General features: G+C 62.3%; 13 protein-coding genes. All 13 read right to left on the minus strand.

Translation table 11 applies throughout. The annotated features are described in order from the left end of the window. Positions 1–357: 357 nt before the first annotated feature. The 13 genes from ACZ6WW_RS14635 to ACZ6WW_RS14695 all read right to left on the minus strand — a co-directional run bounded on the left by ACZ6WW_RS14635 (position 358) and on the right by ACZ6WW_RS14695 (position 20,057). Positions 358–3,360, minus strand: coding sequence for a TonB-dependent receptor plug domain-containing protein (locus ACZ6WW_RS14635; protein WP_465274857.1), 3,003 nt, complete (start codon positions 3,358–3,360; stop codon positions 358–360). 143 nt (positions 3,361–3,503) lie between these two features. Next, complete coding sequence (locus tag ACZ6WW_RS14640) at positions 3,504–5,213, minus strand: alpha-L-fucosidase (protein ID WP_465274858.1); 1,710 nt, start codon at positions 5,211–5,213, stop codon at positions 3,504–3,506. A gap of 556 nt (positions 5,214–5,769) precedes the next feature. Further along, entirely contained in the window at positions 5,770–6,837 is a 1,068-nt protein-coding gene (locus ACZ6WW_RS14645) for a hypothetical protein (RefSeq protein ID WP_465274859.1), read from the minus strand. Positions 6,838–6,990: 153 nt separating this feature from the next. Then, positions 6,991–7,590 carry a hypothetical protein gene (locus ACZ6WW_RS14650; protein ID WP_465274860.1) on the minus strand — a complete coding sequence of 200 codons (600 nt, stop codon included), beginning with the start codon at positions 7,588–7,590 and terminating at the stop codon, positions 6,991–6,993. Between the two features lie 18 nt (positions 7,591–7,608). Next, entirely contained in the window at positions 7,609–8,784 is a 1,176-nt protein-coding gene (gene tssA, locus ACZ6WW_RS14655) for a type VI secretion system protein TssA (RefSeq protein ID WP_465274861.1), read from the minus strand. 29 nt (positions 8,785–8,813) lie between these two features. After that, entirely contained in the window at positions 8,814–12,755 is a 3,942-nt protein-coding gene (locus tag ACZ6WW_RS14660; protein ID WP_465274862.1) for a type VI secretion system protein, read from the minus strand. Positions 12,756–12,807: 52 nt separating this feature from the next. Then, positions 12,808–13,578 (minus strand): DotU family type IV/VI secretion system protein, encoded by a 771-nt coding sequence (locus ACZ6WW_RS14665; protein WP_281848942.1) that lies wholly within the window; start codon positions 13,576–13,578, stop codon positions 12,808–12,810. 3 nt (positions 13,579–13,581) lie between these two features. After that, entirely contained in the window at positions 13,582–14,979 is a 1,398-nt protein-coding gene (tssK, locus tag ACZ6WW_RS14670; protein ID WP_465274863.1) for a type VI secretion system baseplate subunit TssK, read from the minus strand. An 8-nt stretch (positions 14,980–14,987) separates the two neighbouring features. After that, entirely contained in the window at positions 14,988–15,458 is a 471-nt protein-coding gene (locus tag ACZ6WW_RS14675; RefSeq protein WP_465274864.1) for a hypothetical protein, read from the minus strand. Then, positions 15,458–15,856, minus strand: coding sequence for a DUF4150 domain-containing protein (locus ACZ6WW_RS14680; protein WP_281848945.1), 399 nt, complete (start codon positions 15,854–15,856; stop codon positions 15,458–15,460). The genes ACZ6WW_RS14675 and ACZ6WW_RS14680 overlap by 1 nt, the downstream gene beginning before the upstream one ends. Before the next feature lie 3 nt (positions 15,857–15,859). Further along, on the minus strand, positions 15,860–16,405 hold the full coding sequence (locus ACZ6WW_RS14685; RefSeq protein WP_465274865.1) for a DUF3540 domain-containing protein: 546 nt from the start codon (positions 16,403–16,405) through the stop codon (positions 15,860–15,862). Then, on the minus strand, positions 16,405–17,472 hold the full coding sequence (locus ACZ6WW_RS14690; RefSeq protein ID WP_465274866.1) for a pentapeptide repeat-containing protein: 1,068 nt from the start codon (positions 17,470–17,472) through the stop codon (positions 16,405–16,407). The genes ACZ6WW_RS14685 and ACZ6WW_RS14690 overlap by 1 nt, the downstream gene beginning before the upstream one ends. Next, a complete protein-coding gene (locus ACZ6WW_RS14695) occupies positions 17,469–20,057 on the minus strand; it encodes a DUF2169 family type VI secretion system accessory protein (RefSeq protein ID WP_465274867.1) in 2,589 nt (862 codons plus the stop codon). Before ACZ6WW_RS14695 ends, ACZ6WW_RS14690 begins: the two co-directional genes overlap by 4 nt.

Below are 20,057 nucleotides of genomic sequence, written 5' to 3' on the forward strand. Positions count from 1 at the left end.
ATCAGGTTGCCGCTGGCCGTGTTGACGTACGCCCCACCGCCCGCCTGCCCCAGGCTCGCCGCGCCGCCTTGCGACTGGCCCAGCTGCGTCAACGAGGTATTGCCCAGACCCAGCCCGTTACCCGATACCACTGCGACCATGAGACGCTCTCCGCAAACTTATGCGGGGGGCGCCCCTGTGACGCCCCCTATAAGAGACTTATCCCGGGATCGACGAAATAGTTTAGGGGTCGGCAAAAATATTTTTTGCTTGACAGGCGCACCGTACTCTGTCGCCAAAACAGAAAGGGGCTGCACTCAGGCAGCCCCTTTCTCCACGCAGGCAGGCTTCCATCAAGCCTGCTCAGTCAAACCAGCCTCAATCGAGTTTGTAATCGAACGTCAGGAACATCTCGCGACCGTTGTATTCGCTGGCGGTCTGGCCCGTCGTGACGAACTCGAAACCACCGGCGTAGTACGGGATCGTAGAGACCTTGTCGAAGATGTTGGACACGGTGAACTTCAGCGTGGTCTCCTTGTTGATCTGCCAGCCGACCGCGGTATTCCAGGTGATCCACACCGGCGTCCTGCCCTTGTACATGGTGTCGGCAACGTTGACCTGGTTGCCATCCTGAGTCACCTGGCAAATACCGGTACTGACCGATTCGCCGCCATTGGGCACCGTCACCATGCCCGGCTGGATGCCATTGGGTAGCACATCGCAACCGCCGTAGTTCGGAGCGCGCATGCTGCCGTCGCGTACGCCGGAGACGGACACGTTCCAGTCGCCCTTGTTCCAGTCGGCGATCCACGTGACCCTGCTCGCCACGTTGTTATAACGGGTGTTCTGCAACGGATCTGACGCCAGCACGCGCTGCTTGTACGAGAGGTTGTTGGTGTAGTTGATGTTGGCGCGGAAATCACCGGCATTGTCGGTGTGGAACTTGTAGTCCAGCGACGCATCCACACCGCTCACATACAACGATGCCTCGTTGATCGGGCCGGACTGTACCGAAACGATCTGGCCAGACGCATTGCGCTGAACCATCTGGGTCACCATCGCGCAATACGCCGAACCCGGCACGTGTGCCGTGTAAGGCGACAGACCGGAGGTGCCATTCGGCTTCACGCCGGTAAGACAGCCGGCTTCGTCGTTCAGCACGGTGTTCTGGTCGAGGTACTGGATGGCGTTGTCCACGCCCATGTGCCAGTAGTCGGCGGAGAACGACAGACCCTGCACGCCCGGAACCTGCCACACGAAACCGTAGGTCCAGGAGTGACCGGTCTGCGGCAACAGCAGGCGGCTACCGTTGGTGTACAAGGTGTAGTACTGCGAGGGTGGGCGCTGCACCTGGCTGCACCAGGTGTTGTTGTTCTGGCCTTGTTTAATGGCGTTGATACATTGCAGGGGATCGATGAAATCACCGATCGGCGAGGTGGAGCCGGTCAGGTAGATGGCCTGCATGTCCGGCGCCTTGAAGTTGGTGCCGTAACTGCCGCGCAGCAGCAGACCGTCATACGGACGGTATTCGAGGCCGGTACCCCAGGTGCGGGCAATGTCAGCCTTGCTGGCGTCGTTGTACTTGTCCAGGCGACCGGAGATGGTCCAGGTCAGCGAGTCGATCACCGGCACGCGGAACTCGGTGCCCAACGAATAACGCTGGCGAGTGCCGCCACCGGTGAGATTCGCCCCGAACGGGTTCTGGAACGTGTTCGGGTCGGTACCGCGCGAGTCGGGCGAGAGCAGGAACCCGTTGTGGGCAGCTTCTAGTACCGCTGCCCAACCTACCGATTCGTCCACCCACGGGAACTTGAACAGGTCGCCGTTGATGCGGAACTGCGCCTGGTCCAGCCACGACGACGACGTGTTCTCGCCGTTGACGGCGAACTGGCTGTACTGCTGTGGCGTGATCGGGTTCCACCACTGCTGCCAGTTCATGTTGTAAATAGGCAAGCCATCGGCAGTGGTACCCAGCTGCTTGCCGAGGAAAAAGTTCTGCATGCCCTGGCTGTTGTACGCAGTGTAATCCTCGCGCACGATGTACTTCTGAGTGTTGAGATTCAAATCCCAGTTGAACTTGCCGTCGAATATCGTGCCGCGCACGCCCGCCTGCAGATTCCAGTTCAACTCGCGATCGTGGGTATTGGCCGACGTACCCATTTCCTGCGCGGTCAACTGGCGGATCGCCTGGTTGATCACCTGCCCCGTCGCCTGGTCGTAGAACTGGCCGGTACCGAAGACGTTCAACTGGGTATTGGAGATACCCACCGTCTGATACAGGGCCGCCGAACCATAAAGCTGCAAGCCGTTCTTGAGGTCATACTCGCCGGCGATGAAACCGTTGTTGCTGCGGCTACCGGGAGTCAGCACCCAGTTCTGGAACAGCGCGGGCTGCGAACAGTAGAAGCCGTTGTCGGTCACGCTGGCGATCTGCGTGCCGTTGGCGGTAACGCTATGCGACTGGCTCAACTGCGAGTTGGTGAACTTGCCGCAGGTGCCCGTCGGCGGCGTGATGTACTGGCCGTTGCCGTTCATCGCGGAGAGGGCGACGGCGCCGGCCGCGTCATACTGGTAACCGAACATGCGGGAAGCCGGGCCCCAGGAGCCGTAGCCTGCATCGGACACCGAGTCCTGATACGGACGATCCATACCCCACAACGCCGTGCGGTTGGACTTCTCCAGGTTGTAGATGACGTGCCAGTTGTCGCCGGACTTGCCACCGAAGAAGTTGATGTCGCCATAGGCGCGGCCACCGCGCGTAGCACCGCCGCCAGTGACCTGCAGTTCGTCACCCTGATAGTTCTTCTTCAGGATCACGTTGACCACACCCGCCACCGCATCCGAACCGTAAATCGACGAAGCGCCGGAGGCCAGGATTTCGACATGGTCGATCATGCCGGTGGGGATATTGTTGTAGTTCTGGAAGTTGCTCTGCTTGTTCAACGGCTGCGGATAATCCACCACGCGATGACCGTCGATCATCAGCAGGCTGAAGCCTGGGCCCAGGCTACGCAGGTTGACCGAGCGCGCATTGACCGAGCTCGAACCCCAAGCGGCCGGGTCCGATGACTGTTGGCCCACCTGCGGCAGCGAATCGAGGAATTCCCACAGCGTGGTGAAGCCCTGCTGCTTGATCTGCTCGCCGGTGAGGCTGATCACGGGTGCCGGTCCCTCCACTTGCACGCGCGGGATCATCGAACCGGTGACCGTGACCTCCTTCAGCTCGACCGCCTTGTCCGGCTTGCTGGACGACTGCGCGTCCTGCTGTGTGGATGATTGATCGCTACCGGACGACGCCGACTGCGCGAACGCGTGCGGCGTGAAAAGCGCCAGCGCCAGAGAACTGGCCAGTACGCTGTGTCGCAAAAAGATTTTGTTCATGGTTACCTCTCCCCGTGAAACCTTCAATGTTGTGATTGCTTTTAAAATCGCGTTCGTTCACCTGCACCGATCCGTTGTTGCTCTCCCCTGCACGGAACAGACGCTTCAAGCTTTCCTACTCGTGACAAAGCGGCGTAACGGCTTTATCGGTTTTTCTCCATGCCATCCGCTAGCGATGTCATCCCTGTTGTTTTCGCTTCCTTCCCACGCGCATCCAGACCGATGCGATAGGCGTAGGCATGCACACCCGCCGGCTGTGCCGGCAGATCAAGATGAAGGCCATCGGGTTGCTGCTTGTAAGGCACCGGTTTGCCGGTTGCCAGCAAGGTCACCGCCGTCACTTTCAGCGTCGGCCCGATCGAACGAATCAACGCATGTCCGGCCGTTGGCCAGCCCAGCTCGATCGCGTAGAGCTGATCGCCCTTGCGCGTGAAGCGGAAATCTTGTGCGGTATACGGTTTGGTCTTGGTGTCCGCCATGGTGCCGGCGACGACCTGGGTCGGACCTTCGCCGAAACGTTGCCACGGCCGCGTCCCATAGATCGCTTCGCCGTTGGCATGCAGCCATTGGCCGATCGCCTGCAGGATGTTTCGCGCCGGCTCGGGAATGCTGCCGTCGGCCTTGGGCCCGATGTTCAACAGCAGATCGCCGTTCTTGCTGACGACATCGGCAAGCAGTTGCACGATTTCGTCCGGCGTCTTGTAGGTGTCGCCTTCGGCGTAGCCCCACGAGTCCGGACTGATCGACGTTTCGGTCTGCCAGGGTTGTTCACGGATCTCCGCCGCCTGCCCGCGCTCGATATTCAAGGTGCCGGTACCGGGACGCATGTCGTCCAGTTTGTAATCGAGCACCACGCCCTGCTGGCGGGCCGCGGCCTGGTTGTAATAGAACGCGGCGAAATCGGCCAACGCGCCACGGAAGCGCGGCTGCCCGATCCACCAGTCGAAATACATCAGGTCGGGGTGATAGTCCTGCACGATCTCGGCCGAGCGCGCCAGCCAATCGTCGAGGTAGGCATCGGACACGAACGTCCAGTCGACCTCCCGGCCGTCTTCGCCCTTGGTCGATTGCAGCGGGTGCGCCGGACCGTACAGCGCGGCATAGCGCGGATCGTTGACGTCCGAGTCGAAGCGACGACCGTATTCGTAGAACCAGTCGTGTTCGGCACGATGCGACGACAAGCCAAGCTTCATGCCCTGCGCACGAATGGCCTTGGCCAGTTCGCCGATCACGTCGCGCTTGGGTCCCATCTTCACCGCGGTCCAGTCCGACAGTTTCGAGTCGTACATGGCAAACCCATCGTGGTGCTCGGCGACCGGCACCACGAAACGCGCGCCCGCTTCGCGAAACAGGCTGGCCCAGGCTTGCGGATCGAAGTGTTCGGCCTTGAAGCGCGGAATCAGGTCCTTGTAGCCGACCTGCGGCATCGGGCCATACGTGTCCACTTGATGCTGGTGATAGTTGGCGTACTCGCCGTCGCGCTCATACATGTGGCGCGGATACCACTCGCCCTTGTAGGCCGCTACCGAATACACGCCCCAGTGGATGAAGATGCCGAACTTGGCATCCCGATACCATTCGGGCGTGCTGTAGGCGGTCAGACTTTGCCAATCCGGCTGCATCGGCCCTTGCCAGGCCGTCGTCTTTACCTGCGCAAGAATGCTCTTGCGCGCTTCGTCGTACGGGCGGTTCGCGGCGACCCATTGCCGTTCGATCGTGGCCGCATCGGGTGGAATAATCGTCTGTTGAGCAGCGGCCGCAGTCGCCGCGAGTCCGAGCGTGACGCCGACAATCAGTGCAGTCCGGACACAGGCCTTGCCGACTTCGCCCAAGCCACAGTCCGCGTCTTTCATGCGCACAACCGTCGTGCAGGCCACGTTGGCTGCACCGCTGTACCGCTACTTAGCTGTATCGAGCTCATGCTCTGCATACCCCGTCTTTCCCGGCCGCCGTGGTGCGCCCTTAGTTCGCTCGCCCCCGCGAGAGATCATTCATATACGAACTTAAAGTTCATATTTATCTTGAAAGGCACCTTATAGCCCGAATTTAAATCGATGCAAGTCGCATTGCAACAGGAATTCTGGAGAGGCCACGCATAATGTTGCGTTCATTTGTAAACTCATACTTTATATATAAACAATAGGTAGGCTGAGTGCCCGGCTCCAAAGGGTCGGGTATGTCCCCGGCAAAGGTTTCGCTGTAGCAGCCCCATCAGGCCAGCGTGCGCGGTTCGCTACCACATCGATCCAAAAGCTTAGAATTCCGGTTTAGATCGAGGCAAGTCGCGTCGCAGCAGACAGTTTCACGAAGGCTTGCATTCACGAAAGCGCCGGTAGGGCTTCCCTCGGGGCGTGATCGCCGCGCGCCCACACACCCAAAGCATCCTTCTCACATCCGTCGATGCATTGATCAGCCACGGCTATTGCCCGGCGCCACCGGCGGCAACATTCGCGCGTCGCTGAGCGCACGTTGCCGGCGACCGGTTTGCTGGGTCTTGGTCGCCATTTGATGCAGCGATTTGCTGTCGAGGTTTCGCGTATCCGAAGTCACCGACGTATTTACCGGAGGCGCAAACCAGGACCAACCGTGCACGTCCTGGCGAAAGCTTTCCATGGCCTTATGCGGATCATTGCCATGCGTGCCCAGGTAGCTGCGAATCACTGGCGGCACCAGAGGGCTGAGCCGATCGTCACCATGCATGACCGCACCCACTTCCCATTTCTTGCGCTCACGCTCTTCTTGAACATGCGCTACGAGGCTGTCGAAATGCTGCGGCTGGCGCAGATCGCCGGTGCCGGTCAACGCTGAATAGCGCGCGGTCGGCATCGCTGCCATATCGGCCTTGGCCAGATTCAGTTCGGTCGACGGGCTGGCCATATGCTTGATCGTTGCCAGTGAACTCATCACCGCAATATCCCGGAAGCGATTGGGCGACGTTGCATCGGCCACGGTCGTATCGATGGCATGCTCGCGATCGTGATCCCGCGTATTGTGCTCGGACGTGCGCGCGCCCGTCGTACCGCCGACAAGCTGATTCTTGATCGATGGCGTGTGCCCGGTGATGGGCTCCCAGCTACCGGGCGCGGCAGCACCACCGGGATGGGCAGTTCGCCATACGAGGTCGGAGGTACGCGAGCGCGAGCCAAAGATGTCCTCGGCCTGTGGCGCCGTTATACCCACCCAATTGGCACGCTGCTTCAGAAGGCGGGTGGCGACATTTTCATCCAGCCCTATTCCGACGAACGTCGGCGTGGCTCCCGGACGGCTGGTCAGCAGCGGTCTTGCCGTCACCCGAATCGCTGCGTTATAGGTAGCCGTCCCTGGATTTGTTACCCAATTAACCCAGGGCGCCTGAAGCTGCTTGAGTTGTTGCTTGACGATCGGATTCAAGCCCTTGCGGCTGAGACGGGCCATTCGCCGTTGCTGCTTTGGCGGCATTTTCCCCATCACGTAACGCACGCTGTTGCGCGCGCTCATGAAAACGCTTCTGGCCGAAAGTGGGTCCTTCGTTGACTTTGGCATGATGCACCGCTCGCAGGGGATGGGAGATCAAATCCGGTTGAAAGTGAACTGTGATGCGACCGCGTGTTGCCGGCTCGATTCGCGATGCTCTCGAACCCTTTCCAGCGGTTACAAGTGCTTGACGGTGAACTTGTCGAACCGCTCCGCTACGCCGTTACCGGCATCGGTGTGAACGTGGTAGTCGCGCTGTGTGGGTGCGCCAGTAGCCGGGTGGAACGAGTCGACAATCACGATACTGCCGCGGCGCTTCAGCGGGTGTCTGTCGCCCGGCGCCGTTGCAGCAGCAATGAATTTTCCAATTCGATTTTCCACCGGCTTATGCGCGCTGAGATTGACGGTACGGTCCTCGTTGATCAAATTGTGTTGAACGCTCGGCCCACCATAGACATCTGGCAACAAATGCGATTTGTTATTGATCGCCGGCGCATGAAGCGGATTGAGCACATTCACGTTGGTCAACGCATCACGCTTGGCGCCCTTTGTTCGACGGCGCAACGTACCCGAAACAAGCGCTCGCTGGATATTGCCGGCGAGATTTTCCTGCCGATGACCAAAACCACGCGCGCGCACCACGTTCGCCGCTGCCTTGAATGCCTGGTATGCATTGCTGTCGCTGGCCGAGTGCGTTACGCGCGCTTTTTTTACGCCTGTGCGTTTGTCCTTGACCTCGAAACGACTCCAGTCGCTTTTTCGCTTTGGCCTAGGCATGTTCCCCCCCTGGTTGATTCACGATGGATCGGCGTCACCGGCAAGCAGGTCGAAGACATCGATCCGACCGCCGGACTTTTGAAATACTTCCTGATACAGCTCGGCCGCATTGAGTTGCCCCCACGCGACGGCGCGGCGAATCAGATACGGCACCGGGCTATGCGGTTCCACTTGCATGAGGTAGTCGCCTATCTCGGCCAGCACGCGATAGGCGTGCTCGCGATCGCCAAGCAACTGGGCCAGCGAATTCGTGGCCTCGCCGGTGTCGTCGGCGTCATCGATATCATCCTCATGCATCGATTCGTCGTTGCCCTCCGCATGCATGGCCGCTGCTGCAGGCATGCGCTCCATGCCCTCGCCTCGCCTGGCCATTTCGCCACGCAGCGGCGCCTGGACCTTGGCGAGCATGTCGTCCAGCTTGTTCAGCGAAGGTGCGTCGTGACCGAGCCGCTCGCGCAGAAAACGTTCGAACGCAGCGATCGCCTCACGCCCCTGCTGAAGTTCCGCATGCCGTTCGCGCAACGCCTCCGCGTTGCTTGCCGCCAGCAACTCATGCAGATCGTCCAGCGTCGCTGCGTCCCGCGCTTCGTCCGGCAGATCGCCATGCACGGCGCGCAGGCGCTCGTAGTAATGCGCCAGCTCCCAATGCGACCAACTAGCTGCCCGGTCGCCGTCGTCGACCAGCGGCAGCAGCGACAAGGTGGTCAGCAGCTTTTCGTTGAGCCAACGCACGATATTGCAACGCGCGTCGAAGTCGCCGTTGTCGCCCTGCGGATGCAGCTCGTTCCACCATGTCTCGCACAGGCCGCGCAACAAGATGAAGCAGGGAGCGATAGCGGCGAAGCCACGCTGGTTCAACTCGGCCTCGAACAGCCATGAGGCAAATTGCAGGTCCTTGCCAACCCCATCGAGAGCATTGACGATCAGTGACGATGTTTTCGGCCAGTTGGCGCGCTTGAGCTCGACTGCCCAGGAGCCCATCGGCAAGGTGGCGTCGTCGCTATGGCGCGCCTGCTCCACCATGCGGTAACTCATCGTGCCGCGCATCGGCAGGCCGGTCGGAAACGTGCCTTCCAATGGCGCCAACAGACGCGCCAACGGGACGCCGTGGTAACGCTGGAAATACCCGCCGTCGTCCGGCAAGACCGTCGTATCGTCGGGTGCCATCGGCATCGCGAGGGCATGCAGGCTCATGGTTTCGATTCCTTCTCTGGCAGCGAGAGTCACCACAGGACGGGCGCCTCCCGCGGAAATGTGGGCGGTTCGAGCGATACGGGTGCCTTGGTGGCCGGGTCGACACCGGAAAACTTCACCGTGAGGTAGAAGTCGGCATTGCTGGTCGATGCCGCTCCCTTGCCTGTACCCGCTGGCGCGGTGTTGTCCAGTACCGGCACCTGGAATCGCAGCAGGCGCTGATTCGGATCCAAGGGGCTGATCGACGCCGGCGCGGCATGGGTATCGAGCCAACGCAATACGGCCCACGCGCCACCGGCCTGGAACACTGCGTGATAGCCGCTCACGCTCAAGTCGCCTTGCGTACCATCGGGCAACGGCGTGTAGTGCGAGCGGTCGGCCCATTGCAGATCCAGCGTGGCCGGATCACCGAAGCTCCAACTGAGTGTCGTACTCGACCCTGGCCAGGTAACGGTCTGGTTGTCACCGGCTCGTACCGTCCAGCCGATCAGCTGGTTGCTTACCGGCGAATCGCCAGGCAACGCGCGAAAGCCGATATCCAGGTTGATCGGCGCGCTCTGCGGCGTCGCCGAAAGATTGCCAGCGAAAAACGCCTGCACGCCATCGAGCTGGGTGATGAACGCCTTCATCTGTGCGGCCTTGCTGCCTTTGGCGTTCGTCAGCCAGGTTTCGAGTTCCGGTTTTTCCTTGGCGTAATAGGCAAAGAACGCTTTGACGACCGCCGGCGAAACCTCGCGCGAATCGGCAGGCCCGAACGGATATCGCCCCGCGACCTGGCTGTTGAACAGCATGCCAATCCGCATGTAATGCAGATCCGAACCGGATTGGCCGTGCCCGACGCACGCGGCATGCGCGATTTTTTCCATCGCGGTACGGCGCATCGAAAACAGATCGTTTCCGGTCGCGGCCGATGCATAGCCGTTGAGCGTGGCATCGCAATTGGCGTAACTCAGCGCGCCCAGCTGCTTGAGGAAAAAGTCGTTCAAGTGCGCCGTCTGCCCGGCCGGGTCGGCAAACTGCACCGCGCGATTGAGCTCGCTGATCGTATTGCCCCAGTATGTATCCGTCTGGGCGTTGACGCGCTGGCTGTTATTGACGCCCTGGGTCTGCTTGAGCAGGGTGACGAACGGCGCCGCATAACGCGACAGCACCTGCACCCGCTGGAGTTGCCGGTCGAGATACCCTTGCAGTACCGGCGTCGCGCCCAGATCGAACAAGGGAGCCGCGTCGTCCTCTCCGGGCTGTATCGCCGGATCGTAGAGATGGCTGGACGATGCCAGCGCCGACACGTCGAGCAACATGCTCGATCCATAGTTTTGCGCGCACTGCCCCACCTCGTCGGCCACCGTGCCCAGTCCCAGCTGACGCATGCGCTGCTGCGATTGCAGCAGTGGATCGAGCGCGGCAGCCAGGTTGGCGCTTTCGTCGGAAAGTTCGCGATCGAGCTGCGAACTGGCATCCAGGCCGGTATCGATCGGCTCTACTTGCGCACGCTGGTTGCGCGCCAGGCTGTCCTGCAGGGCAAGCTGCAGTTGAATGCGCGCGAGCCGGTCGTACAAGGGCTGCTTGGCCGCCGGGGTCAGCTGGCTGATCTTTTCCTGGCTCGCGAAAACCTGGTACTCGCGAAGCTGTGCCAGCAGCTGATCGAACGTACTGGGATTCCAGCCACCGGCAGCACCGTTGCAACTGTACGACTCGGGCGACTTGAGTTGCATGAAACCCACCTGGGCCAGCGCACGCAGGCCACTGGCCTCGCCACTGAGTCCCGGGCTGATGCCCTCCAACTCATGATTGGTCGGATTGACCAGGAACAGCGCGCCGTACGGCGGCAGCGTTGCGCTGCGCAGTTCGTCGACCGCCGGTTGATAGCACGAGGTGCTGTCGAAGCGTGCCAGTGTGTTGCGCAGACTCGGATCGTAGTGATGATCGCGAATCAAGTCCTCGATACCCGGTGCAATTTCCGCGCCCATGCGGGTGCACGGATTGTCGGTGGGCGTACTGTGCAGCCAGGCAAGGTGGACCCAGTCGAGCCAGCCATTAAAACTGCGCAAGGTATCGAGCAGCGGCGGCTTGCCCTCCTGCAATGAGGAAAGCAGCGGTACGCCCGCACCGGTACGCCCTAACAGATCACCCTGCGCCTGTGCCGCCATGCTGTCGAACTGCTTCACCATGTGCTGGCGTATTTCAGGTGTGACCGCGGGCGCATTGGCATAGGTGGCCTCGAGCAGCGCATCGGCCAGGGGGCTGTCGTGCTTGAGCGTCTCCTCGGGCAACGGCTTGCCATACACGTAATCGGTCAGCGTGCCGAAATCCAGCAGCAGACGGCGCTCATCGATCATGCCCGGCTGCGCGATATTGGAAAAGCGCTGCAGGTTCTCCTCCAATATAGCCAGTTCACTGAGCTGATGCTTCAGCTGCTTCTGGTCGTTGGCGTAAGCCGCATCCGGTGTCGACAAGGATTCGGATATCTGCAGCGATGCCGCCGAAAGCGCGTCGATTTTCTGCTGCAACTTGCAAGCGAGCGACGGCATCACGACTTGCTGCAAGGCGTTGCCCGACAGCACGTCGGTCACGCCGTGATTGATGCGCCGGTCGACCCACGACAGCGGGATGGCGGTGTACCGCGTGCGCTCGTTCAGCGACGAAATCTGCCCGACCAGCTTGTAGATGCGCTCCTGATCCAGGCAGCTGTGCTGGCTCAACGATTTGCTGTTGACGGAAATATTGAGCAACGTATCGCGCAAGGTCTGCGCATGGTGATTGACTTGAGCTGCGCTCCACGGCAAGGCAATCGCCAGTGCGATCGCGATGCCGATCAGGCTCAATTGCAGTCGGCGGATCAGACGGTTGCGCGCAAGCAGGCCTTTCTGCGTACGTTGGGCCAGACGCTGTTCGGCCAGCGCCTTGTCCTCGATCAGCCCGGCAGCGAAAGCGATGTCCTTGCGCGGCAAGGCGCTCTTGGCTCCCACACTCGCACCGATGGCGCCGGTAAAGTAGACGCCACGGCAGAACGAACGGGTTTCGTAGACGTTGGGCTTGAACAATGCCTCGAGAAAACTCAAAAGCGGCTTTTCCAAGCTGCGCATGTGCTGCGGGAACAGGAAAAAGTCGTCGACATCCTTGATCTCGTCCTTGCTGGTCGCCGTCGCCAGCACCAGCGCGCGCATGCTCTCGATCAGCTTGTTAAAGACCTTCGGCACCCACTCGGCCGGCAGGCCGTTATCGTCGATGCTGGGACTGGACCAGCCAACGATTTCATTGCGCAGCCTTGCATCCTGCGCCTGCCAGAACGCATCGAATCCGACCAGGCTGTCGCACTGGCTGACGACCACATACACCGGCAAGGCATAGGCGAATGCATCCTGCAGCTCATGCACACGCGCATAGGCATAGCGCCCCAATGCCTGGCGTTCGGCCTCGGTCGCCGCCTGAAGACGCGCCGCGGAAATCACCCAGACGATGCCGTCGATCGCACGGTCCGGACGCAGGCTGTCGAGATCGGCAATGATCGCCGGCCAGCGCGGATCGGTCGCCGAGGTGGCGGGCGGTTCGCCCATCACGCGATCGGGATCGATCAGGATGCCTTTTTCGAGAAAGCGCCACTGCGTGTTCGGCGCGGCGGCATTGAGATAGGCCTCCTGCCGGGCGTCTCTGCGCTGCGAGGCACGCAGCATGTTGTCGGGCATCGACGCGGCGATGCTGCTCTTGCCGTCACCAGGGAACCCCATCAGCAACAGCCATGAGCTGCTATAACGCCAGTCGCGACGCGCGGTGACATATCGGAATGCGCGATCGATCACGGCATAACGCCGGCGCAGGTTGTCGCGCAGCAGGACCCAGCGACTCTGGCCGGCGCGATTCTGCGGCGGTCGTGCCGCGATCGGTTTCGAACGGGCACGCCACATCAGCCACGCAATCAGCACGAAGGCGATCGCAGCCAGCACTACCGCAGCGGTAAACAGTGACGTCATCGCCACCCCCGCTTTAGCGGCGGCGCATTGGCGCAGAACATCGCAACACCGCTCATTTCGCACCACCGATCGCGTCGAGCAGCGACCAGGTCAGCAGCAGCCAGACGAGCGAGGACAACACCAGGTATCCGATCGCGCCATACGCAGCGCCGCGCAGCCAGGGTGCCAACGCGATGCGCGTGTTGTCGCGATCGGACACGACGGTGTACTCATAAGCTTGTGGAAACGCATGCGCCACCGCCGCGCCAAGTTTCTTGCCGCTCGCCAGCGGATAGAGTCGCGCACGGCATTCGCGCAGCTTCGGGTTCTGGCGCCCTTCGTGGCTGCGATACATGCCCTGAAAACCGAGCTGCAGGGCGAGCAGCAACACGGCGGCCAGATCGGCGTCCAGCGCGGTGCGTTCGCTCACGCCCATCAGGTCCTGGACGTAATCGAAAAAACGACGCCCGGCGATACGGGTCCGCTCGACGGCGTATTCCAGCAGGTATTCGGGCCAATGATCGGCACCCGGCCAGGACAGGTCCAGGATAAAGATCTCGTCGGCAAGCGCGACCATCACGTAGCGCGCGCGCCGATACGCCTGCAGTTCGGCTTCGGTCGCCGCCGCGACGACATCGCGCGATTGACGATCGAGCACCGCCAGCAGGCGACGCGATACGCGTTCGGCCAGCTGGTGCGGCTCGATCTGCTCATGCGGCTCGGCCGGTTGCAGCATCCGCGCGAGCTCTCCTTTTTGCGCGGCAAGCTTGATCCGCGCGACTTCCTCGTAGAAGGCGGAGAAGCGTGCCAGCAGGAAACTCGGGGCGGCATCGTTGGTGCTCATGGGTCAGCGCGTGGCCTCGCGCGGCAGATACAAGGTGATGGCCGCCGGCACGTTCTCGTCGGGTTCGCCCAGAATGACCAGCGTGTGGCCATCGGCAATCAACGGCCGCGTCACGCCGGTATCCACCTCGATGCTGCCGTTGCTTACTTCGTAGACAAAGGCGCCCGGGCGCAGGTTGAGCGCGGCGACCTGGGCCGGCGTCGCCGCACGTACCGTCGCACCGGGATAGCGACGGCGCACCAGCAGATAGATCAGCTCCTCTGTGGCGGTGCGTGCGCTGTCCAGCCATTGCGTGAGGCCTTGCACGTTCTGCCCTGCCCGCGGCCGCAGCTCGATCAGCAAGCTTGTCGTAGCGATGCCTTGCGGCAACACGCAGCGGAAACCCGAGGCGCCGACGCGCTGGAATTCGAGTACGCGATAGTCCGCATTGAGGCGGGCCAACTGGTCGCGCACGTAACCGATCGCCAGCTGGAACTGCGGCAGGCAGTCGCTGTGGTCATAGGCTTTCATGGCCGGCGGCTGCGGTGCGCCCGAGGTCGCCGCCACACACCCCACCAGTTGTGCCAACGCCTGATACATCTGGCTGGGGTGATTTGTGCCCGCCTGCAGCATGACATCGAACGCCGGCAGCGCCATCACCAGATACCGCGCCGCATGCACCTGAGCACCGGTTTCGGCGTCATAGCGCGCCTGCCCCTGGTCGTCCAGGCGCACGCCCAGAAGCTCACGGTATTTTTGCCAGAGCGCCTCCGACAGCGTCGCCAACTGCCGCTGCAGCCCCGCATCGCCCTGGAAGGCCGAGGCGTCGATACGCAACATCGGCGGGTGATAGCTGGTCAGATGCACGCCGCGCGCGTCGCCGAACAACTCCAGCAAGGGAAACGAGCAGTAGCTCTTGGCCACCGAGGCGCCCGCCGCCAGGGTCATCTTAGGGCGCATGCGATCGACGACGATATCGTCCTTGCCGGTGTTTTCGTCCGCCTCCATGCTGCCGCGCTCGATCGTATAGCGCTGCATGTCGCCGATGTCGCTCGCTGCCCCCTTGCCGCGCACGGGAACACGCAGGTGCACCATGACGCGTGGCTGAGTGGTCCAGTCGTTCTTGGACAGATCGATCGACAGATCGAGCGGGGCGAAGTGCCCCGGATACTCGATCAGCAGGCCATCGGGCATGACGCAGCGCAGGCGTTGCAGCACCACCCGCCCCTTCACCAGCTCGGTCGGGTCGAGCGCCATGTCCAGCACGCCCCAGCCAAACGGCTGGAGTATGGCCAGGCGCTGCTGCAGCAATTGATTCCAGTAGATATCGTTCTGCTGAAAGTGCTGCGGCGAAAGCAACATGCCTTCGGACCAGGAGACGGCCTCGGGCAGCGGTGGCAAGGTGTCGACGACGGCGTTCATGGCTTGCCCTATTGCTCGGTCACGGTGATTTGAGTTGCGGCCAGCCACACCACGGCGTGCCGATACGCGGTGATGTCGCTGCGCGCCTGCCCGTCCTTGGCCTGGTAATTGGCGAAGCCGTAGACGGCGATCGCCTTGCCGGCCTTGCTGGGCAAAGCCACCGGGTCGATCACCGTGGCCGGTGGAATCTGCAGCGACACGACATCGATGTTTTTACCCAGGCCGCTCAACAAGGCCGTCTTCTGCGCAAACCAGTCCGGACCGCTCTTGGGCAGCATGGCGACGCTGGTCGTGTCGTAGACAAAGACGATATCGAGCATCGTCGCCGAATTGAGATTGGCGCCCGGTGGCGCCGCCACACGCACGCTGCTAAGACTCGTCGTCTTCTGGTGCCCGGGCAGCAGACTGGCAATCGTGCTGCAGCCAGAAAGCGCGACCAGCGCCAGCACGATGCACGCGATGCGGGCAAGGCCACGCATCAGCTGAGCACCACCACGGTGACCTGCGCCGGCGTCAGCGACACGCCGACCATATTCGGCAACAGGCCGTTCTGCCCCACGACGCCCAGCATGTGGGTGCACGGGATGCAGCCCATGAACACCTTGAAGCTGCCGAGCAACGAACGGAACGGCCCCATGAACAGATGCGACACCACACCGCCTTCCGCACCGGGCTGGTCACCATTGCTGATCGCACCGACGGTGACGAGATTTTCAGCCAGGCCACCGCCGACGATCACCTCGAACTGCGCGGGAATATCGGCAAACGACAAAGCGATATTCGGGAACGGCATCGGCGTGGGAATGCCCAGCACCGGCACGAAGCAGACGTCCGGAAAAGCGAGGTTCAGCACGCCAAGGTTGGTGTTGACGAACATGGCTCAACCCAGGCTGATGCGTTCGGCATCGATCTTGGCATCCTGCCGCGCAGTGATCATCGTCTGCTCGCCATGCAGGCGCAGCAGCTGCTTGGCATTGAGCAGAAACTGCTCGACCTGACCGATGTAGCTGCGCGCGGTCTGTACCAACGACTCCGACGCGTTGGTAAAGATCTGCCGGGCATTGAGCGACAACGGCCCCTGCACCGCAGTCAGCTCGATCTCGTTACTGGCGCGCAAGGCAATGGTCTGGCTGGAGATATCCACGTTGGCCTGACGAATCGATACGCTGTCGGCGCCGGGCACCGCCAGAGTGGCGCGGCCGCCGTCCTCGCGCGATAGCACGTGCAGCACAAAATGCTCGCCGCCAGCGGCACTGATCAGCAGCACGCGATCGCCCGCCTGCGGTGTCACCAGACAGGACACGGCCTGACGAGCCGGCCGGCCGTCGTCCAGACGCCAGGAGTCGCCGCCAAGCGCTTCATGGATGACGGCTTCGAACCAGTACGGTGCATGACGTGAAGGTTTGGCGCGATGGGCAGCGAACATCAGTGCATCTCCAGAGAAAGTGAGCGCGCCTCGGCAACCAGGCGTGCAGGTGACGTGCTGCGCAGGCGCCGACTTTGGGCGCCATGCAGATCGACATCGACAAAACGAGTGTTGTGATGACTGCTATGGGCGAGGTTGGCGTGTTGCAGGCCGATGCCCTCGCCCTGGGCATGGTCGAAGCGCGCGTAGCGCAGGTCGGCACCGCCAAGCTCGACCTGTTGCAGATGACTGTGATCCCAGACACTGCCGCCCGCATGCGCCTTGCGTAGCGAAACACGTTGCATCGATGCGGACTGAAACAGACTGCCCTCGCACAGAGCGGCATCGGCGTCGACATCGATCCATGTCGATTCCAGCAGCAAGGCGTTGCCCAGGTTTGCACCACGCAGGTTGCAGCGCTCGAAGCGGGCCTGGCGGCAGTTGGCTTCGCGCAGGTCGGCGCCGTGCAGGTCGACATCGACAAAGCTTGCCGCTTCGAGCATGCAACGTTGCAAACATAGTCCGCTCAAATCCATGCCATCGAACCGTCCCGCGCGCAGCACCGACGCCTGCGCAACCAGGCCACTAAGCCGAAGACTGCGAAAGTCCACATCGGGCATCACCGTTTGCGACAAGACGGCGTGTTCGAATACCGCACCATCGAGCTGGCTTTGTGCGATCACGGCGCGATGCAGGTTGGCCTTGCTGAAGTCGATCCGGCGCATGTCCACCTGAGTGAATGCGCTCAAGGCGATACCACTCGCACCCCAGGCGCTATCGCATAGCGTTCCCTGGGTGATCGCCGTCTGATTCAGCGTGGCGCCTTCCCAGCGTGATTGGCCGAGTTGGCAACGGGTGAAGCTGCAGCTGTCGAGTGCGGCGCCGCGAAAATCCGCGCCACTCAAGTCGCAATCCACAAAAGCCACGCCGCTCAGGTGGCTCTGGCGCAGGCCGGCGCCGATCCAGGTGACCCGACTGGCAATAAGGTTGTCGATCTGTCGACCGCCACCATCCAACGCGCCCAGATCCACCGCATGCAGCGGCCGCCCCAGGCGTTGCAGATGCGCGATGTCGCTCCACTGGATCATCCGCGCAGACTCCGGCCCGGCTCGATGCGGACACCATCGAGACAGGCATGCTCGAACAAGGCTTCGGTGCATTCGGCTTGCACGAAGTTGGCGTCGCGCAGGTTGGCCAGGCGAAAATCCGCGCGCCGGCACATGGCCTGGAAGAAATCCGCCGATTCGGCGTGACACGAGGTGAGCACGCCACCCATGAACAACGAGCGGTAGAACAGCGTGTGCTCGAGCATGGCGTGATTGAGCCGCGTGCCGCTGAAATCGCATTCGCGGAACTCGCCTTCGCTCAGGTTGGCATCGACCAGCGTCGCGTCGCGCCAGCTGCTATGACCGGCATGCACACGCCGCAGATCGGCACGTGACCAGTCCGCGCCGCCGCCACCTTGGACACGGCTCAACTCGGCACCGGTCCACACGCTGTCGTTCAAACGGCATTCCATCAGCACGCTACGGCTGAGTGCTGCCTCCTGCCAGTCGCTATTGAGGAAACTCGACCCGAGCGCGACCGTGCGCTGCCAGACCGAATGCGCCCAGCGGCTGCCGTCGCCCTTGGCATGCAGCAATACGCAATCGCTCAAGGTCGCGTGCTCCAAGTTGGCGTCGTCGAGCACGATGTTCGGCGCCACCCATTGTTCGAAGCGTGCGCCGGCCAGATCCGCCCCACGCCAATCGGCTTCGGTGGCTTGCGTGCCAGTGAAGCGAGCGCCACGAAAAATCGCGCGGTGCGCCCGTGTGCGCGCCAGATTGGCGCCGTCGAAACACGCGGCCGCACAGTTGGCTTGATCCATGGTGGCGCCGGTCAAGGCGACGTCGCTGAGATCGGCACCGTCCAGCTGCGCACCACTCAGATCGGATGCCTCGAGTAAGGCCCCGCGCAAGTCCGCCCCCGAGAGCATGGCGCCGCGCAGGTTGGCGCCAGCCAGATCGCAGCCATGCAGCGAGCCGCCCTCGCGCAGCCGCAACAAGATCCACTGCCCGATCGCCGCAGCGGCTTCCGGTGTCAGCGGCAAACCCGGCGCGCTGGGCTGTGGTGCAGCCAGCCGGCCTCGTCGTTGCAGGTCCTGGACCTGCTCGATCGATATGCTCGGGACGCCGAACATCGCACCGAATTCGGCCAATGAAAGCCCTGGCTCGCCTTTGCCGTTCGCTCGTGCCAATGCCTGCTCGACCGTGGTGGCAGCCTGCGGTGCTACAGCCGGCAGTTCGGCTAACTGCTCGGCCGCTTCCTTGCGACGCGCCTGCGCTTGTTTGCTGGCTTGTGTACCCACCTGCTCGGCGGCATCGAGCAAGGCACCCAGGTCGAAATCCCCGCGCTTTATTGCCGCGTTGCTGGGCACGGGTAACGGCGGTACCAGGCTTGCGGCGGCCGGCGGTGCGGGCATGCCGCTGCTTGCCTCGAACTCGGCGGCAAGTCCGGCATCGCGCTCGGCCTGCGCAGCTTGCCGATGCGCGACTTCTTCAAGCTCCTCGGCCTGGCGCGTCGCGCGCACACCGGCATCGGGCTCCGGCGTCAGTTGGGCTTCATTGAAGACATGTCGTGCGGCGGTGTCGCGATTGAGGCGCAGGGCCAGCACCTGGCCGTAGTGCAAGAGCGAACGCGGCGGATCGCCGGCGTGCTCGTACGCCACCATCAACGCTTCCACGTCCAGCGCGAGACTGTCTTCGACGTCAATCTCGCCACGATGAATCGCTATCCCGAGCTCCGCATCCGGGAAGAACCACACCGTATCGAATGCAAGCGCCACCTCTTCGACCGCATCGGCGGGATGGCCGGCACGATGCGCGAAGGCGCGCGGACGAAACTCCGGTAGCTGCCCCTCGATGACCGGTAACGTCGGATGCATGCCTTCGAGACGATAGCTTTCGCCCCCTTCGAAAAAGCCGGCGACGCGCTGGTCCAGCGGTGCCGCATTGAAGAACTCGCGATGCGTATCGTCGGCCAGCCCGGGATAAGGTTCGCTCTGCCAGCGTCGCCCATAGGTACCGATCCATTGACGGCGCGGCAGCCAGCCGACGTCGAGCTGACCGAAACCGGCCGGCGCATAGCGGCGTCGATGCCCCCGCACGGGGCGATCGGGGCTCTCGATATTGGGCATGCGCCCCTGATTGCGACCGAACAGCGCGGCAAGCGGATTGGGATCGTAGCCGCAACCCTCGGGATTGGCCGGATGCCGTTGTCCGCCATACGCCCGGCTCCAGCTCAACGGCATCTGGGTGAACGGCGACGGCTCGGTGATCCGGAAAAACGGCAGCATGCCGTACATCCATTCGCGATCGCCCAGCACACGCAATGACTTGTCGATCTTGCCCAGTTTCAATCGCACCAGTTGCTCGGTCGTTGCCAGGCCATGCGCGGCGTATGCGCTCCCAGCAAGCAGCACCTCGCCGCGCGCCTTGGGCATCAACTCATCGAGCGGCCGGCCCGACGGCAGGGCCGCCATGACCTTGCGCCATTGCAGGTTGTCGCGCAGCAGGCTGTCGACACGACCGCCCAGCGTGAAGAAGCTCAAAGTCGCGACCAGTAGCCGGTGCCTGCCCTGCCAGCGGTAGGGGCGGTGCATCAGACCCAGCGTCATTGGTTTGACGATCTTCAT

This window comes from Dyella sp. NPDC103356 (genome assembly GCF_055584465.1).

Coding starts and splice junctions, on each gene's coding strand:
- ACZ6WW_RS14635 (WP_465274857.1), bottom strand. CDS start 3,360: ATGAACAAAATCTTTTTGCGACACAGCGTACTGGCCAGTTCTCTGGCG.
- ACZ6WW_RS14640 (WP_465274858.1), bottom strand. CDS start 5,213: ATGAAAGACGCGGACTGTGGCTTGGGCGAAGTCGGCAAGGCCTGTGTC.
- ACZ6WW_RS14645 (WP_465274859.1), bottom strand. CDS start 6,837: ATGAGCGCGCGCAACAGCGTGCGTTACGTGATGGGGAAAATGCCGCCA.
- ACZ6WW_RS14650 (WP_465274860.1), bottom strand. CDS start 7,590: ATGCCTAGGCCAAAGCGAAAAAGCGACTGGAGTCGTTTCGAGGTCAAG.
- tssA (WP_465274861.1), bottom strand. CDS start 8,784: ATGAGCCTGCATGCCCTCGCGATGCCGATGGCACCCGACGATACGACG.
- ACZ6WW_RS14660 (WP_465274862.1), bottom strand. CDS start 12,755: ATGACGTCACTGTTTACCGCTGCGGTAGTGCTGGCTGCGATCGCCTTC.
- ACZ6WW_RS14665 (WP_281848942.1), bottom strand. CDS start 13,578: ATGAGCACCAACGATGCCGCCCCGAGTTTCCTGCTGGCACGCTTCTCC.
- tssK (WP_465274863.1), bottom strand. CDS start 14,979: ATGAACGCCGTCGTCGACACCTTGCCACCGCTGCCCGAGGCCGTCTCC.
- ACZ6WW_RS14675 (WP_465274864.1), bottom strand. CDS start 15,458: ATGCGTGGCCTTGCCCGCATCGCGTGCATCGTGCTGGCGCTGGTCGCG.
- ACZ6WW_RS14680 (WP_281848945.1), bottom strand. CDS start 15,856: ATGTTCGTCAACACCAACCTTGGCGTGCTGAACCTCGCTTTTCCGGAC.
- ACZ6WW_RS14685 (WP_465274865.1), bottom strand. CDS start 16,405: ATGTTCGCTGCCCATCGCGCCAAACCTTCACGTCATGCACCGTACTGG.
- ACZ6WW_RS14690 (WP_465274866.1), bottom strand. CDS start 17,472: ATGATCCAGTGGAGCGACATCGCGCATCTGCAACGCCTGGGGCGGCCG.
- ACZ6WW_RS14695 (WP_465274867.1), bottom strand. CDS start 20,057: ATGAAGATCGTCAAACCAATGACGCTGGGTCTGATGCACCGCCCCTAC.